The sequence below is a fragment of the Pseudomonas sp. KB_15 genome, from assembly GCF_052114525.1.
Classification (GTDB): domain Bacteria; phylum Pseudomonadota; class Gammaproteobacteria; order Pseudomonadales; family Pseudomonadaceae; genus Aquipseudomonas.
Map to the genome: position 1 here is coordinate 1 of NZ_JBFREX010000073.1, position 16,138 is coordinate 16,138.

The following is a 16,138-nucleotide window of genomic DNA, read 5'->3' on the forward strand; positions in this document are numbered from 1 at the left end:
GTCCAGCTGACGCGGCCTGCCTGACGTACCGCGATTACTGGTTTTACGACTGCTTCGCAGCCGAACGCAGCCTCGCGGGCTCGGCAGCTGCTACAAAGGGTGTCGCGGCTGAAATTGCTTAACTGACTGGCATGAGCCGTAATGGGTGCTTTTATATACGCACCCTCGTCCGGATGACAGATAGCAAGCTCAGTATTTTGTAGGGATTTTGTGTCGAGTCTGTGCGAAATCCATTTAGACCTTGTGGGATCGCCGCACCGCCGCTCCCACATTAGTGGATAGTGTTAAACCGTCAGGTATAAAAAAGCCCCGGCTCTTTCGAGTCGGGGCTTTTGTGTTTCAACCGTTGCTGATTACAGCGCCGGATAGTCGATGTAGCCGACCGGGCCTTTGGCGTAGAACAGCTCCGGACGCGCTTCGTTAAGCGGTGCGTCGGCCTTCAAGCGTGCCGGCAGGTCAGGGTTGGCAATAAAGGGTACGCCGAAGGCGACTGCATCGGCCTTGCCGCTGGCGAGCAACGCGTTGGCGCTGTCCTTGGTGAAACGCTCGTTGGCAATGTATGGGCCACCGAAAGCTTCCTTGAGTTGCGGACCGAGGCTGTCGGCACCTTCTTTCTCGCGCGAGCAGATGAAGGCGATGCCACGCTTGCCCAGTTCGCGAGCGACGTAGGTGAAGGTTTCGGCCAGGTTGTCATCGCCCATGTCATGCAGGTCGGCGCGTGGCGACAGGTGCACACCTACGCGGCCGGCGCCCCAGATTTCGATGGCGGCGTCGGTCACTTCCAGCAGCAGGCGGGCACGGTTTTCCAGGGAGCCGCCATAGTTGTCGGTGCGCTGGTTGGTGCTGCTTTGCAGGAACTGGTCGAGCAGGTAACCGTTGGCGGCATGGATTTCCACACCGTCGAAGCCGGCCGCCCTGGCGTTCTCGGCACCGACGCGGTAAGCGTCGACGATGTCGGCGATTTCAGCGGTTTCCAGGGCACGCGGGACAGGGAAGTCGGCCAGCGGACGAACCAGGCTGACGTGGCCTTTGGGCTGGATGGCGCTCGGGGCGACCGGGGCTTCATCGTTCAGGTACAAACCGTGGGAAATGCGACCCACATGCCACAACTGCAGGAAGATCTTGCCGCCCGCGCCATGGATAGCCTTGGTCACATTGGACCAGCCACGTACCTGATCGTTGGACCAGATACCCGGGGTGTCCGGGTAGCCGACACCCATCGGCGTGACCGAAGTGGCCTCGCTGAGGATCAGCCCGGCGGACGCACGCTGCACGTAGTACTCGGCCATCAGCGCGTTGGGTACGCGGCCTTCGTCGGCGCGGCAGCGGGTCAGTGGTGCCATGATGATGCGGTTGGCCAACTCGAGGTCGCCCAGTTTGATCGGATCGAAAATAGACGTCATTTATTGCAGCCCTCGTGAGGTAATGGTTGATCAGTTGGTAGCAGGTGCCAGCTCGGGATTGCCGGTCTGGCGGAAGGTAATCAGGGTGACCAGCAGGGCGAGTACCGCCAGTGCGGCCGCGGCGAGCGGCACGCTGGTCAGGCCGAAGCCATGGGCAATCACACTGCCGCCGACCCAGGCACCCAGGGCGTTGCCGAAGTTGAAAGCGCCGATGTTCAGGGTCGACACCAGGTTCGGTGCGGCTTTGCCGAAAGTCACCACGTTCACTTGCAACGCCGGTACGGCGGCGAAGCACGCGGTGGCCCAGAGGAACAGGGTGATTTCGGTCGGGATCAGCGCGACGCTGGTCCAGGTCAGTACGGTGGACACCACGGCCATGGTGATGAACACGCCGATCAGCGTCGCGGCCATGCCTTTATCGGCCAGCTTGCCGCCGATGATGTTGCCGACCGTCAGGCCCAGGCCGATGAGCATCAGGGTCCAGGTCACGCCACGGGGCGAGATGCCGGTGACTTCGCCGAGCAGCGGCGCGACGTAGGTGAACAGGGTGAACACCGAGGCGGCGAACAGTGCCGTCATGCTCAGGGACAGCCAGATGCCACCGCCCTTGAGTGCGGCCAGTTCGGCGCGCATGTCGAGTTTTTCTTCATCGCGCTTGGCCGGCAGGAAGCGGATCAGACCGATCAGCGCAATCACACCGATCACGGTCACGGCCCAGAAGGTCGAACGCCAGCCGGCTTCCTGGCCGAGGGCAGTGCCCAGCGGTACGCCGAGGACGTTGGCCAGGGTCAGGCCGGTGAACATCAGGGCCACGGCCGAAGCGCGTTTATTGGCGGGCACCAGACCAGCCGCCACCACCGAACCGATGCCGAAGAAGGCGCCGTGGCAAAGGGCGGTGACCACACGGGCGAACATCAGCACGTTGTAGTCGCCGGCCACCGCGCACAGCAGGTTGCCAATAATGAAGATGCCCATCAACGCCACCAGGGCAGCCTTGCGCGGCAGCCGGGCGGTGGCCAGCGCCATGAACGGCGCACCGATGGCTACGCCCAGGGCGTAACCGGTCACCAGCCAGCCGGCACCGGGAATCGATACACCGAGGTCTGCCGCCACATTGGGCAGCAGGCCCATGATGACGAACTCGGTGGTACCGATGGCGAAGGCGCTCAAGGCCAGGATGAGTAGCGAGAGGGGCATTGTTTAATTCCTTTTCGGCTGGATCAGAGCTCTTTACTGAAGGTCTTGAGGAATTCCTGAATGGTTTCCTCGTTGCGTTTGAAGAAGTGCCACTGGCCGACTTTGCGGCTGCTGATCAGGCCGGCGCGTTGCAGGGTCGCCAGGTGTGCGGACACCGTGGACTGCGACAGGCCGCAACGTTGATCGATCTGCCCGGCGCAGACGCCGTGCTCGTTACTGTGGGACTGGTCGGGAAATTCGACGGTCGGGTCCTTGAGCCAGTGCAGGATTTCTCGCCGTACCGGGTGTGCCAGGGCTTTTATTATTTCGTCGAGATTGATGGTCATGGTGTGGGCTCGTGATGTTTAAAACGCTATATCGCGATGAGGCGAACTTTAAATCGGTATTTCGCGATATACAAATATGATTTGGCTCTGACCAACTCACATTTCGGTATATCGAGTTATAACGATATGGAGAGTGTAACAATACAAGGGGGCGGTGCTAAGCTGCGCCCATGAACTATCTCGCACATCTTCACCTCGGTGGCCAGCGTCCCGGCCAATTGCTCGGCAGTCTGTATGGCGATTTCGTCAAGGGACGGCTGCAAGGGCAGTTCGCTGCGGAAATCGAAGGGGCCATCCAGTTGCACCGCAGCATCGACGTGTTCACCGATCGCCATCCGCTGGTGGACGTTGCGTTGTCGCGTTTCTCCCTGACCCGGCGTCGCTACGCTGGGATCGTGCTCGACGTGTTTTTCGACCATTGTCTGGCCCGGGACTGGACGCTGTATGCCGATCGGCCCCTGGCGTTGTTCACCTCGGATGTTTACCGGGTGCTGTCCAGCGAGCGGCAATTGCCGGAACGGCTGGCGAAGATTGCACCGTACATGGTGGCCAATGACTGGTTGGGTTCGTATCAGGAATTCGAAGTGCTGGAGCAGGTGTTGCGGGGGATCTCGCGGCGCCTGACCCGGCCGGAGGAACTGGCGGCGGCGATGCAGGAGTTGCGGCGGTTGTATGAACCGTTGAGCGAGGACTTTCGGTTGTTCTATCCGCAGCTGCAGGATTTTGCCCGGAACTATCCAACAACATAAAATCACTGTAGGAGCGAGCCTGCTCGCGATTGCGATCTGTCATTCAGCATCATCGTTGAATGCTAAGCCGCTATCGCGAGCAGGCTCGCTCCTACAGGGGGTATGTGTTTACGCCGCAATGGCGGGGCGCATCGGTGCTCGCTGAGGTTCAACGACAGTCCCGAACAACGCCTTCTGCACTGCCTGTTGTGCCTCGAACGCCAGCGCTGCACGTTCCCGACCTTCGCAAGCAATTGGCTTGAGCAGATGAATCTCTACACCACCGCGATTATTGGCAAACAGCCGCATCAAGTGCGAGAGCAGATCATCGTCGCCAATGAACGGTGCCAGCGTGCAGGGCTCGCCGTCGCGTACATAACGGATCGCCACCGGCTGCATCGCCACTTCGGAATCGATGGCGGCGGACAGCAGGCGACCATGGAAGGTGCGCAGCGAACGGCCATCGGTGGTGGTGCCTTCCGGGAACATCAGCAGTGGGTAGGCTTGTTCCAGGTGGCGAGTCATCTGCTTGCGGATCAACTGGCTGTCACCCGAGCCACGGCGGATAAACAGGCTGCCGGCCTTGGCCGCCAGCCAGCCGGCCACCGGCCAGGTGCGCACTTCGGCCTTGGACAGGAACGACAGCGGTGTGAGCATCCCCAGCAGCGGGATGTCGGTCCAGGACACATGATTGCTGACCCAGAGCATCGGTGCCTTCGGCAGCTCGCCGTGGACGGTCACGTCAAAGGGCAGGGCGTTGCTCAGGCGGGCCATGAAAAACCGCGACCAGCGCTGACGACGCGCCATCGAATGGGCCAGGCCCAGGCGCTCGAACACCCCGAACACACTGGCCATGCCCAGGCCCAGCGTCACCACCATCAGCACTCGCGCGATTCGCGCGTACACCCGCAACCGGCTCATTACACAGCCGCCTTGAAGTGTTTGGCGTAGCGCGGGCAGAGTTCGTCGCGCTTGAGCAGGATGAACACGTCGGCGACCTGGAAGTCTTCGTCCCAGCAGGGCTCGCCGCAGATCTTCGCGCCCAGGCGCATGTAGGCCTTGAGCAGCGGTGGCATTTCAGCGATTACGTTGGACGGGATGTCCAGGCTCGGCAGCGGATTTTTCGGCTCGGCGCGCAGGTGTTCGGTGCACAGGTAGCGTTCGCGCAGACGCTGCATGATCGCGTGGGCCTGCACGCCGCCATCCTGCATCGGAATGCTCGCGCAACCCATCAGGTAGCTGTAGCCGCCCTGGTTCAGGACTTCGGCCAATTCGCCCCAGAGCACGGCGATGGTGCCGCCGTTGCGGTAGGCCGGGTCGACGCAGGTGCGACCGATTTCCAGGATCGGTCCTTGCAGATGCACCAGGCCGTGAAGGCTGAATTCTTCTTCGCTATAAAACTTGCCCAGGCTGCTGGCAGCCGTGTGGTCGAGCAAACGGGTGGTCGCCACCAGGCGCCCGGTGTTCAGGTCACGCACACCGATGTGGGCGCAGTGAACGTCGTAGTCATCCATGTCCAGACCCAGCTCGGCACCCTTGAGCTTGGCGTTGAATTCGCCGCTGAACACGTTGAAACGCAAGGCCTGGGCCTCCTGCAACGCCTCGGCGCCCACCAGGCGTTCGGCTTGCAGGCGGCGTTCATTGCCGGTGTCGCTGATGCGGGCGATCTGAGTCATGGCGATTCTCCGTGCGGGCTGCTCACCCGTCTTTGGGTTTCAGCGGATCGACTTTCTTTATCTAGCCGTGTTGTGCAAAGTCAGGCTATGTAGCCCCGGTGTCATCGCCATTAAGCTTTGGTGATGCTTATATGACAGCCCTCAAGGAGCCTCTTATGCCCTGGCAAACCCTGTTGAACCGCCGCGAACGCTTGCCCGCCAACCCGGATCTGGCCGAAGGTTTCGCGACCTTGTTGCAGCAGTTGGGCACTGTCACGCCGTTCGAATTGGCCGTGCTCGGCGGGCGGTTGATGGCGACGCCGGGGCTGGCGTTTCTGGTGGGGTATCAAGCGGCATTGCGCATGCTCTGGCCGAGCGCGCCATTGAGCCTCGGCGCGCTGTGCGCCACCGAACAGCGCAGCCTGCGCCCGGCCGACATGCAAACCCGACTGAGCGGTTTGCGCCTGAGCGGACGCAAGGATTTCGTCACCGCCGGCGATGCGGCCGACTGGTTGCTGGTGGCGGTGCGCAGCGAGGAGCCCGGTGCCAAGCCACGCTTGAGCCTGGCAGTGATCTATCGCGATGAGCCGGGTGTGCGGGTGGAAAAACTGGCGCCGATTCCGTTGATGCCGGATATCAGCCATGGCCGCTTGTTTCTGGACAATGCCTTGTGCGAATTGCTCGCGGGGGATGGCTGGGATGCCTACGTCAAACCGTTTCGCACGCTGGAAGACATCTATGTACTGAGCGCCATGACGGCGTGGTTGTATGGCGTCGGCCAGGAATGCAGTTGGCCGCAATCCTTGCAATTGCGGTTGCTGGGGTTGTTGGCGGGGTGTGCGGAGTCCAGCCGTCAGCCACCGACCCATCCGGCCGGGCATGTGTTGCTTGGTGGGTTGTTTGCGCAGTTCGAAGGGCTCAAGGCTGAGGTGAATGAGGCAATGGCTGGAGGGCCGCCGGAGTGGGCGACGATGTGGCAGCGCGACCAGGCGGTGATGGATTTGGCGGCGGGGGCACGGGGTAAGCGGTTGGCCAAGGCGTTGGCGGAATCTTCGCTGCCCTGACTGGCCTCTTCGCGGGCAAGCCCGCTCCCACAGGGACCTGTGTCGTGTACACATGTTGTGTTCGACGCAGAACCTGTGGGAGCGGGCTTGCCCGCGAAGGCGGCCTCATTGGCAACAAAACTCCAGAACTGTCATCAACCTCGACTAGGCTCAGCAATTTCAATCTCCGAGCCCCCGTCATGCCCAAAGGCTTGTCCCTGATTTTCCTGCTGCTGCTCAGTTTCACGGCCCAGGCCGAAAACTGGCCCGCCGAGCAATGGCAGACCGCCCCGACGCCGACCGGGCCGGCGCTTCGAGCCCTGGAGGCCTACGCCTTCCCTCCCCGCGATGACACCACTCGCCTGGGCATTCGCACCGATGCCTTGCTGGTGATTCGCGACGGCCAGTTGATCTACGAACGCTACACCGGTCCGACGACGGCCGAGACCCCACACCTGACGTGGTCGATCAGCAAGAGCCTGATGGCTACGGTCCTCGGTGTGGCCTATGGCGAAGGGCTGTTCAAGTTGCAGGACCCGGTGCAGAAATTTTATCCGCCGCTGGCCAGGCATCCGAACTTGACCGTGGCCGACTTGCTGCACTGGGCCTCGGGCCTGGATTGGCAAGAGGACTATGAATACGCACCGCTGAAATCTTCGGTGGTGGCCATGCTCTACACCCGCGGTCGCCACGACATGGCCGCGTTCACCGCGGCGCATGCTGWGTACCAGGCGCCGGGCCAGGCGTTTCGCTACTCCAGCGGTGACAGCAATCTGTTGTCCGCCGCGCTGAAAACCATCGTCGGCCCCAGCCGCTATCCCGACTATCCATGGACTGCGTTGTTCGAGCCGCTGGGCATTCGCCATGCCGTCTGGGAATCCGATGCCACCGGCACTTTTGTCGCTTCGTCCTATGCCTATCTCACCGCACGGGATCTGGCCCGGGTCGGTCTGTTGATGGCCCGCGAGGGGCGTTGGGGAGACAGGCAACTGCTGCCCAAGGACTGGGTGGCGTTCAATCGCGAGCCGTTCGCTCACTATCACGCCCATGAAGACGATGCTGTCCCTGGTGGCCAGTGGTGGCTCAATCGAGCCGTTGAGGGGGCCGCACGCCCCTGGCCCGATGCCCCCGCCGACACCTTCGCCGCACTGGGTCATTGGGGGCAGGCGATGTATGTGATCCCCAGCGAACACCTGGTGATCGTCCGCTACGGCGATGACCGCGACGGCAGTTACCGGCACAACGAGTTGCTCCAGCTCGCGCTCGAGGCGTTTACCGGGAAGGTGCAGCCATGATCAATTTCCTTCGCCGCCGGCAGTTCGGTTCGCTGTTGTTGATCGTGCTGTTTGCCTTGCTCGGCTGGATCTGGCACGAGCGGGTGGCGCTGTGGGCGTTCCCCGACATCATCAGCGCTTATACCGCCAAGGAGTATTGCTCGTGCCGCTATGTGATGGGTAATGACGCCGAGTATTGTCACAGCTATGTGAAGCAGTGGCTGCCCGCCAGCGGCTTTACCGATGACGCTGCCGGCAAGCGGGTCACGGTCAGCGGCATGGGGCGCAGCAATAGCGCCGTGTGGATCGGCGAGCGCCAGGGCTGTCGCTTGCAGCCTTGAACACGATCAGATTCGTGGGTGAGGACAAGCCCCCTCGCCACTAAAACTCACTTGCCACAGAGAATGTGATCAAAGAGCAACAGAAAGTTTGCAACCTGTGACAAGCCAGTTAAGGTTCAGCACAGGTTTATCTGCCCCACGAGTTTTTATGTCCAGGCGCTCCACCCTCCACACCCTCGCTTTCCTGTTGCTGGCCGGTGCCGCGTTGTCGGCCCGTGCCGATTGGTACCTGGATGGCGAGTCTTCACGCCTGTCGTTTGTCAGCACCAAAAATGCCAATGTTTCCGAAGTGCAGCGCTTTCTGGTGCTGCACGGCAAGGTCGACCCCGAGGGGCTGGCGCAGGTGGAAGTCGAGCTGGAGTCGATCAACAGTGGCATTCCGTTGCGCGATGAACGCATGCGCAAGGAACTGTTCCAGATCGACAGGTTTCCCGACGCCTTGATCACCACGAAAATCGATCTGCGCCCGATCAATGACCTGGCTCCCGGCGCGCAGCTGGAATTGCGCCTGCCGTTGACCGTCGACCTGCACGGCAAACAACACGAGTACCACGCCGAACTGCTGGCGACCCGTCTCGATGACCGGCGCTTCCAGGTGGTGACCCTCGAACCGCTGGTGATCAACGCCGAAGATTTCGATCTGGCGCCCGGCCTGGAAACGTTGCGCAAACTGGCCGGTTTATCGGCGATCAGTCTTTCAGTGCCGGTGAGTGCGGTGCTGATTTTCACGGCGCGCTGACATGGCCGGAGCGATTTTTCCCTGGCRTGAAGGCAACCACTTCGAACTGCTGGTCGATGGTCCGCAGTTTTTCCCGCGCATGCTGGTGGCGATTGCCCGCGCCGAAGAACAGGTTGAGCTGGAGTTGTATCTGGTGGAGGCCGGCGCCTGTGCCGAAGCCATGGTCCAGGCACTGGTTCAGGCCGCCGAACGCGGAGTGCGGGTGCGCTGCCTGTTCGATGATTACGGCAGTCTCGCCTTCACCCTGACCTTGCGTCAGCGGCTGATGGCCGCCGGGGTAGAGCTGCGTTTCTACAATCGCCTGAGCTGGCGACGCTGGGTCGGCAACTTCTACCGCGATCACCGTAAATTGTTGCTGGTTGACCAGAGCCTGGCGGTCGTCGGCGGCACGGGTGTCACTGACGAGTTCTGGACCCCGGGGGAAGACGTCAGCGAATGGCACGAGGTGATGGTGGAGATCACCGGGCCGCTGGTGCTTGACTGGCAGTTGCTGTTCGACCGGCAATGGATCGCCAACCGCCATCGTCGCGCCTGGCGACCCGCCTCGCATTTCGGCTTGCCGCGCCTGCCGCGGGTGCCGTCCATGGGCGAGGGAATGGGCCGGGTGGCCTATGCCGACGCCCGCCAGCACCGGGACATTCTGCAATCGCTGGTACGCGCCTTGAACAGCGGCCATCGACGAATCTGGCTGGCCACGCCGTACTTTCTGCCGACCTGGAAAGTTCGCCGTTCCCTGCGCCGGGCGGCTGCCCGTGGCGTCGATGTGCGGTTGCTGCTGACCGGACCTCGTACCGATCACCCGTCAGTGCGCTACGCCGGGCATCGTTATTACCCGCGACTGCTCAAGGCCGGGGTGAAGATTTTCGAGTACCAGCCGTGTTTCCTGCACCTGAAAATGGTCCTGATCGATGACTGGGTGAGCATCGGCTCGTGCAACTTCGATCACTGGAATCTGCGCTTCAACCTGGAAGCCAACCTGGAAGCCCTGGACCCCGGATTGACCCTTGCGGTAGCCGCAAGTTTCGAGCGCGACTTCGCCCTGAGCCAGCAAGTCAGCCTGGAGGAATGGAAGCGCCGGCCACTGTGGCGGCGGGTCAAGCAGCGGGTGTGGGGATGGGTGGATCGGGTGGTGGTGAATCTGCTGGATCGGAGGGGTTGATACCAATCTTCTGAACACTGAAAACCACTGTGGGAGCAGCCGGTCGACGCTCGATTGCTCGCGATGAGGGCTCAACATTCAACATCGCTGTCGACTGTCAGGCCGCTATCGCGAGCAGGCTCGCTCCCACAGGGTTATGCGGTGTTTGATTAATTACAGCAACTCAAAACTCTGCTGCGTCACGTCCTGGGAGTCCAGGCCGATCTGCACGTTGAACTTGCCCGGTTCCGCCGCGTACTTGAGCTGGGTGTTGTAGAACTTCAGGTCGTCCTCGGTGATGGTGAAGTGCACGACTTTCTGCTCGCCAGCCTTGAGCATGACTTTCTGGAAGTTCTTCAGTTCCTTGATCGGGCGGATCATCGAGCCGGCCACATCCTGGATGTACAACTGCACCACGGTTTCGCCGTCGCGCTTGCCGGTGTTTTTCACCGTGACGCTGGCGTCGAGCTTGCCGGTCTTGTTCAGCGTGGTCGACGACAGGGCCATGTCGCTCAGGCTGAACTCGGTGTAGCTCAGGCCATAGCCGAACGGGTACAGGGGACCTGTGGTGTCATCGAAATACTGCGAGGTGTAGTTGCCTGGTTTGCCCGGTGTGAACGGCCGGCCAATGGTCAGGTGGTTGTAGTAGGTCGGAATCTGGCCGACCGAACGCGGAATACTGATCGGCAGTTTGCCCGACGGGTTGTAGTCGCCGAACAGCACGTCGGCGATGGCATTGCCGCCCTCGGTGCCGGTGAACCAGGTTTCAAGGATCGCGTCAGCCTGTTCTTTCTCTTCGAGGATCGTCAGTGGACGACCGTTCATCAACACCAGCACCAGCGGTTTGCCGGTGGCTTTCAGGGCACGGATCAGCTCGCGCTGGTTTTCCGGGATGTTCAGGTCGGTGCGGCTCGACGATTCGTGGGACATGCCACGGGATTCGCCGACGGCGGCAACGACGACATCCGCATCCTTGGCCGCTTTCACCGCTTCGTCGATCAGCACGTTCGCCGGGCGTGGGTCATCCACCACTTCCGGGGCGTCGAAGTTGAGGAAGTTCAGGTAACCGAGGATTTTCGGGTCGCTGGTGATGTTGGCGCCACGGGCGTAGATCAGTGTCGATTTGTCGCCCAGCGCGTTGGTCATGCCGTCGAACAGGGTCACCGATTGCGCCGGCTTACCTGCGGCGGCCCAGCTGCCCATCATGTCGATCGGCGCCTTGGCCAGCGGGCCGACCAGGGCGATTTTCGCGGTTTTCTTCAACGGCAGGGTTTCGTTCCGGTTCTTCAACAGTACCTGGCCGCGGCGTGCCACATCACGGGCCTCGGCGCGGTGCAGGCGGCTGTCGGCGTAGGTGTCGACCGGGTCATCCTCGGCCTTGCCGATGCGCAGGTACGGGTCCTTGAACAGGCCCATGTCGTACTTGGCGTCGAGTACCGCACGCACGGCGTTATCGATGTCGCTCTGCTGGATTTCGCCGGACTTCAGCAGCCCGGGAAGCTCTTTGCCGTACAGGGTGTCGTTCATGCTCATGTGGATGCCGGCCTTGATCGCCAGCTTCGCTGCTTCGCGGCCGTCGGCGGCGACGCCGTGCTTGATCAGCTCGAAAATCGCCCCGTGGTCGCTGACCGCCAGGCCCTTGAAGCCCCATTCCTTGCGCAGCAGGTCGTTCATCAGCCAGGTGTTGGCGGTGGCCGGTACGCCATTGATCGAGTTCAGCGCAACCATCACCCCGCCAGCGCCGGCATCGATGGCGGCGCGGTACGGCGGCAGATAGTCCTGGTACATCTTGACCGGGCTCATGTCGACTATGTTGTAGTCGCGGCCACCCTCGACCGCGCCGTAAAGGGCGAAGTGCTTGACGCTTGACATGATGCTGTCGGCTGCGTTCGCGCCGGTGCCCTGAAACGCCTTGACCATCACGCCGGCAATCCGCGACACAAGGTACGTGTCTTCGCCGAAGCCTTCGGAGGTACGGCCCCAGCGCGGGTCGCGGGAGATGTCGACCATCGGCGCAAAGGTGATATCGAGGCTGTCAGCCGCGGCTTCCTTGGCGGCGATGCGCCCGGACAGACCGATGGCGTCCATGTCCCAGCTCGAGGCCAGGGCCAGCGGGATCGGGAAAATGGTGCGGTGGCCGTGGATCACGTCGTAGGCGAAGAACATCGGGATCTTCAGGCGGCTGCGCATGGCCGCGTCCTGCATCGGACGGTTTTCCGGGCGGGTGATCGAGTTGAACGTACCACCGATGTTACCCGCCGCGATTTCCTTGCGGATCATCTCCCGGGGCATTTCCGGACCGATGCTGATCAGGCGCAGCTGGCCGATTTTTTCATCGAGGGTCATTTGCTTCATCAGGTTGCTGATGAAGGCGTCCTTGTTCTCCAGAGGTGCGGGGGTCGTGGCGGCCAATACGTTATGACTGGCCAGGCTGACGAACAGGCCCAGCAAACACAGCTTCTTCATGAATAGTTTTCTCAAGGGCCCAAACGGCGATGCACACGCCGGCCAGCCAAAATTTAGGGAGCGACTATTGTTGTTCGGATGCAGGCTCGGAATACGACAGCCAAATGGCGGATACGTTTTCGCGCAGGGCCTCTTTTTAGCCCATTGGCCCGTTGCAATCCAGAGGCGCGGGCGATTATGCCCCAAGAGCCGGCTCAGAAGGATTCACGGTCGGTTTTTTCATGAAATGTACAAGGGAGCATCATCCTGATGAATGCAAGTCCAACCTACCGGTCGCGCCTGCAGGTCGCCACGCTGCTGATGCTGGCCACGTTGCTGACCGCCTGCGGCATCAACAACATCCCGACTCTCGACGAACAGGCCAAGGCCGCCTGGGGTCAGGTGCAGAACCAGTATCAGCGGCGCGCCGACCTGATCCCCAACCTGGTGGAAACCGTCAAGGGCTACGCCAAACATGAAGAAGAGACACTGACGGCGGTCATTGAGGCCCGGGCCAAGGCCACTTCGATCCAGGTGGATGCCTCGACCCTCGACAACCCGGAAAAACTCAAGCAGTACCAGCAGGCCCAGGATCAGCTCAGTGGCGCCTTGAGCCGGTTGATGGTGGTCTCCGAGCGTTATCCGGACCTCAAGGCCAACCAGAATTTTCTCGCCTTGCAATCGCAGCTTGAAGGCACCGAGAACCGGATCAGCGTGGCCCGGCGCGATTTCATCCTCGCGGTGCAGAAATACAACACCGAGATCCGCACCTTCCCCGGCCGTTTGTGGCACAGCGTGATGTACAGCAACCTGCCGGTGCGCGAGACCTTCGAAGCCACACCGGGTTCGGAAAAGGCCCCAGAGGTCAAATTCTGAAAAGCGGTCATCAGCGTCACCACGCAAGAGGTTGCCAATGCGCGTCCTGAAAACGGGCCTGTTGCTGTTGTTATGGGTGGTGGCGATCACGGCCCGCGCCGAACTGAGCTTCCCGGCGCTGACCGGGCGGGTGGTCGACAACGCGCAGATGATCGAGCCATCGGTGCGCCAGCAGCTCACCCAACAACTTCAGGCCCATGAACAAGCCACCGGCGAGCAGCTTGTGGTCGTGACTTTGCCGGATTTGCAGGGCACCGACATCGCCGACTTCGGTTACCAACTCGGCCGCCACTGGGGCATCGGGCAGAAGGACAAGAACAACGGCGCCTTGCTGATCGTTGCCCGGGACGAGCGCCGGCTGCGTATCGAAGTCGGTTATGGCCTGGAGGATCGCCTGACCGATGCCCAGAGTTCGGTGATTATCAATCAGGTCATCACCCCGGCGTTCAAGACCGGCAATTTCAGTAAAGGCATCAGTGACGGCGTGGCGGCGATGCTGGTAGTGCTGGGCGGCAACCCCTTGGACGAACCTTCCACGGCGTATGAATCCAGAGGCGATCCGGGGGACGATTTCGTCTCGCGGCATCCCGGGTTGTTGGTGTTTTTGGTGATGTTGTTCATCCTGACTGTTTTTGTGTGCCAGATGCTCGGTATCCTTCCCGCCGGCCGGGGCGGCTCGGGTGGATCCGGGGGCGGCTTTGGCGGTGGTGGATTTGGCGGCGGCGGTGGAGGTGGAGGCTTCAGCGGCGGCGGGGGCAGTTTCGGCGGGGGCGGTTCGTCCGGCGGCTGGTGATAATAAAAATGAGCAGGCAATTCACGACATGGCATTACTGACTGAACACGAGCAACGCAAAGTGGCCGAGGCCATTGCCCGGGTCGAGCGCGACACTGATGCAGAACTGGTGACCGTGCTTGCGGCCCGCGCCGACGACTATGCGTACATCCCGTTGCTGTGGGCCAGCCTGCTGGCGCTGCTGGTGCCGGGTATCGTGCATTACCTCACCGGTTGGCTGACCATGCACAGCCTGCTGCTGGTGCAATGGGTCAGCTTCATCGTGCTGTGTCTGGTGTTCCGCCTGCCGAAAGTCACCACCCATCTGATCCCGCGCTCGGTGCGCCACTGGCGCGCCTCGAACCTGGCGCGCCGGCAGTTCCTGGAGCAGAACCTGCACCACACCGAGGGCAGCACCGGCGTGCTGATTTTCGTTTCCGAGGCTGAGCGTTATGTGGAGATCCTGGTGGATGAAGGGATTTCCAGTCGTCTGGACAACAAGAACTGGGACGCGATCGTCGCCACGTTTACCCGGCAGGTGAAACAGGGGCAGACACTGCAGGGGTTCGTCCAGTGTATCGAAGCCTGTGGCGAGCTGCTCAAGGTGCATGTGCCAGTGACCCACGTGCGCAATGAGTTGCCGAACCGGTTGGTGGTGCTCGGCTAAGACTTTTCATCGCATTGTGTAGCGCTCGTCGCTACAACTCCCGTTGATTGTCCGGGTTCAGCCTGGTCGTCAGTATTTCTCTCTAACAGTGGACGCCCAGCGACGGGTGTTCCCGCGAAGAGGGATTCTTATGACAACCCGACAATCGATTGACTCTTTGGCACGGGTAGCGCCTGGCGGAGAGGGAAGTACACCAACGGCGAAGCTGACCGCGAAGGAAACTCAAGTCCTGATGTGGTGTTTCAAGGGCAAGACTTCCTGGGAAATCGCCAGGATCGAGAATTGCACGGAATCTACCGTCAATTTTCACTTCGCCAATATCCRCCGAAAGTTCGACGTCAGCTCTCGCACTTGCGCCTTGCTCAAGGCGATCGAGTCGGGAGCGATCATCGTGGACTCGGTCGTTGCGCGAGGTGTGCATGAGCCTGACTGATTCGACCTACAACGGTATCAGTGGGCTCATGCTGGGAATGGGGATTGCATCGCTGCCAGTCGTCAATGGAGAGGTACTGTTCGGCGCAATGCTCGGCGCATGGCTGGTCACTACTGCCCGCAATAACTTCAAGACCTGGCAGCGCATCGGTTCCTTGTTGCTGTCTGCCGGTGTCGGATACCTCTTTACGCCTGTCGTACATCCGCTGGCGCCTTTTCTGACAGAAGGCGTAACAGCCTTTTTTTGCGCGCTGATCGTTATTCCCATCAGCCTCAAGCTCATGCAATGGATCGATGGCGCCGGTATCGGCGAAATCATTCGACACTTGCGAGGGCGCAAATGATGGTCCGTGAATGGGTTGTCCAGGTGTGTTCAGGGTGGCGTGTTATCAGCGCATTTCTACCTGTTGCCCATGGCACGTCTTCAAGCAATGAAACTTCGGATTACATAGGTCATCAAGTTTCATTCGAAGGTTTGAGTGTTGCCAGAATAGAGGCCATTTCGCAAAGCCTGAGTTCCATATCACGCAGTCGTTGCTTTTCCTCCAATGCGTTTTGTATGGCGCAGCGATCATCTTCGTCGAGCAACCGCCAGAGCGCGAGAATGGTGTTTTCCCGAATTGTGTTTTCCTGATTACCCTCCGGGGAATCAGTAACGGTTTGTCTCAGGATCGGTCCTTCACCCAGCAGCAACCAGTCAAGGGAGATCCCCCGGGCTTGAGCGATTTCTACGCATAATGAGTATGGCGTGCTGTCGCGGCCTCGCCAGCTACTAAGGGTTTGCGGGCTGATCTGTAAGGCGGAAGATAAAGAAGCATCGGTTTTTGTACCCGTAACTTGCTTTAGTCGAGCCAGAACAGCTTGTGATTTTTTGCTACGCAATTTGAGCCTCTTCCTTTTGACATATGCTTTTTGAGTGCCTAATTTATGCGTAATGAGTACTTTTTTTTTCTTGTAAGTAATCAATCATCAAAGATGAGTCAGAAGAAGACGATGACGAAACTTCCTAATCGCAACAGGGTGATTTCCTACGAGCATGGCTCGAACCCCTGACGCGTCTGCCCGATGCACTTCCTCATGTCTGGCAGACACTGTTTGCAAG

At 60.7% G+C, this 16,138-nt stretch carries 18 protein-coding genes; 11 read left to right on the top strand and 7 right to left on the bottom strand.

Annotated elements, in window-relative coordinates:
* Positions 1-353: 353 nt before the first annotated feature.
* From AB4Z35_RS28825 to AB4Z35_RS28835, 3 genes are read right to left on the bottom strand one after another with little or no spacing between them, the layout of a single operon-like run.
* Entirely contained in the window at positions 354-1,403 is a 1,050-nt protein-coding gene (locus AB4Z35_RS28825; protein WP_442100993.1) for an alkene reductase, read from the bottom strand.
* A 30-nt stretch (positions 1,404-1,433) separates the two neighbouring features.
* The gene (locus AB4Z35_RS28830) at positions 1,434-2,600 is read right to left on the bottom strand and encodes an MFS transporter (protein ID WP_442100995.1); all 1,167 of its coding nucleotides are present in this window, start codon (positions 2,598-2,600) and stop codon (positions 1,434-1,436) included.
* Positions 2,601-2,623: 23 nt separating this feature from the next.
* A complete protein-coding gene (locus AB4Z35_RS28835; RefSeq protein WP_007983055.1) occupies positions 2,624-2,926 on the bottom strand; it encodes an ArsR/SmtB family transcription factor in 303 nt (100 codons plus the stop codon).
* Positions 2,927-3,096: 170 nt separating this feature from the next.
* Between AB4Z35_RS28835 and AB4Z35_RS28840 the strand changes: the two genes are divergently transcribed.
* Positions 3,097-3,675: an acyl carrier protein phosphodiesterase gene (locus tag AB4Z35_RS28840; RefSeq protein ID WP_007996078.1), complete on the top strand. Its 579-nt coding sequence runs from the start codon at positions 3,097-3,099 to the stop codon at positions 3,673-3,675.
* A 108-nt stretch (positions 3,676-3,783) separates the two neighbouring features.
* Here the strand turns inward: AB4Z35_RS28840 and AB4Z35_RS28845 are convergent, their stop codons facing one another.
* Together AB4Z35_RS28845 and olsB are read right to left on the bottom strand one after the other, a co-directional pair.
* Positions 3,784-4,575, bottom strand: a complete 792-nt coding sequence (locus AB4Z35_RS28845; RefSeq protein ID WP_442100996.1) for a lysophospholipid acyltransferase family protein — start codon at positions 4,573-4,575, stop codon at positions 3,784-3,786.
* On the bottom strand, positions 4,575-5,330 hold the full coding sequence (gene olsB / locus AB4Z35_RS28850) for an L-ornithine N(alpha)-acyltransferase (RefSeq protein ID WP_007996073.1): 756 nt from the start codon (positions 5,328-5,330) through the stop codon (positions 4,575-4,577). Before olsB ends, AB4Z35_RS28845 begins: the two co-directional genes overlap by 1 nt.
* Before the next feature lie 155 nt (positions 5,331-5,485).
* Between olsB and AB4Z35_RS28855 the strand changes: the two genes are divergently transcribed.
* The 5 genes from AB4Z35_RS28855 (at position 5,486) to AB4Z35_RS28875 (ending at position 9,865) form a co-directional block, all read left to right on the top strand.
* On the top strand, positions 5,486-6,373 hold the full coding sequence (locus tag AB4Z35_RS28855) for an acyl-CoA dehydrogenase (protein ID WP_442100997.1): 888 nt from the start codon (positions 5,486-5,488) through the stop codon (positions 6,371-6,373).
* Between the two features lie 179 nt (positions 6,374-6,552).
* Positions 6,553-7,647: a serine hydrolase domain-containing protein gene (locus tag AB4Z35_RS28860; RefSeq protein ID WP_442100998.1), complete on the top strand. Its 1,095-nt coding sequence runs from the start codon at positions 6,553-6,555 to the stop codon at positions 7,645-7,647.
* Complete coding sequence (locus AB4Z35_RS28865) at positions 7,644-7,967, top strand: amidase (RefSeq protein ID WP_442100999.1); 324 nt, start codon at positions 7,644-7,646, stop codon at positions 7,965-7,967. The genes AB4Z35_RS28860 and AB4Z35_RS28865 overlap by 4 nt, the downstream gene beginning before the upstream one ends.
* Positions 7,968-8,115: 148 nt before the next feature.
* A complete protein-coding gene (locus tag AB4Z35_RS28870; RefSeq protein ID WP_442101000.1) occupies positions 8,116-8,706 on the top strand; it encodes a YceI family protein in 591 nt (196 codons plus the stop codon).
* A 1-nt stretch (position 8,707) separates the two neighbouring features.
* On the top strand, positions 8,708-9,865 hold the full coding sequence (locus tag AB4Z35_RS28875) for a phospholipase D-like domain-containing protein (RefSeq protein WP_442101001.1): 1,158 nt from the start codon (positions 8,708-8,710) through the stop codon (positions 9,863-9,865).
* A gap of 153 nt (positions 9,866-10,018) precedes the next feature.
* Here AB4Z35_RS28875 and bglX read toward each other — a convergent pair whose 3' ends face one another.
* A complete protein-coding gene (bglX, locus tag AB4Z35_RS28880) occupies positions 10,019-12,310 on the bottom strand; it encodes a beta-glucosidase BglX (protein WP_442101002.1) in 2,292 nt (763 codons plus the stop codon).
* A 249-nt stretch (positions 12,311-12,559) separates the two neighbouring features.
* Here bglX and AB4Z35_RS28885 point away from each other — a divergent pair, with 249 nt between their 5' ends.
* From AB4Z35_RS28885 to AB4Z35_RS28905, 5 genes are all read left to right on the top strand, one after another.
* Complete coding sequence (locus tag AB4Z35_RS28885) at positions 12,560-13,165, top strand: LemA family protein (RefSeq protein ID WP_008000162.1); 606 nt, start codon at positions 12,560-12,562, stop codon at positions 13,163-13,165.
* A 37-nt stretch (positions 13,166-13,202) separates the two neighbouring features.
* Positions 13,203-13,958, top strand: coding sequence for a TPM domain-containing protein (locus tag AB4Z35_RS28890; RefSeq protein ID WP_442101003.1), 756 nt, complete (start codon positions 13,203-13,205; stop codon positions 13,956-13,958).
* A 28-nt stretch (positions 13,959-13,986) separates the two neighbouring features.
* The gene (locus tag AB4Z35_RS28895; RefSeq protein ID WP_277535344.1) at positions 13,987-14,604 is read left to right on the top strand and encodes a TPM domain-containing protein; all 618 of its coding nucleotides are present in this window, start codon (positions 13,987-13,989) and stop codon (positions 14,602-14,604) included.
* A gap of 130 nt (positions 14,605-14,734) precedes the next feature.
* The gene (locus tag AB4Z35_RS28900; protein ID WP_442101004.1) at positions 14,735-15,037 is read left to right on the top strand and encodes a helix-turn-helix transcriptional regulator; all 303 of its coding nucleotides are present in this window, start codon (positions 14,735-14,737) and stop codon (positions 15,035-15,037) included.
* Positions 15,024-15,380, top strand: a complete 357-nt coding sequence (locus tag AB4Z35_RS28905) for a putative holin (RefSeq protein WP_442101005.1) — start codon at positions 15,024-15,026, stop codon at positions 15,378-15,380. The genes AB4Z35_RS28900 and AB4Z35_RS28905 overlap by 14 nt, the downstream gene beginning before the upstream one ends.
* A gap of 112 nt (positions 15,381-15,492) precedes the next feature.
* Here the strand turns inward: AB4Z35_RS28905 and AB4Z35_RS28910 are convergent, their stop codons facing one another.
* Entirely contained in the window at positions 15,493-15,918 is a 426-nt protein-coding gene (locus AB4Z35_RS28910; RefSeq protein ID WP_442101006.1) for a helix-turn-helix domain-containing protein, read from the bottom strand.
* Positions 15,919-16,138: the final 220 nt, after the last annotated feature.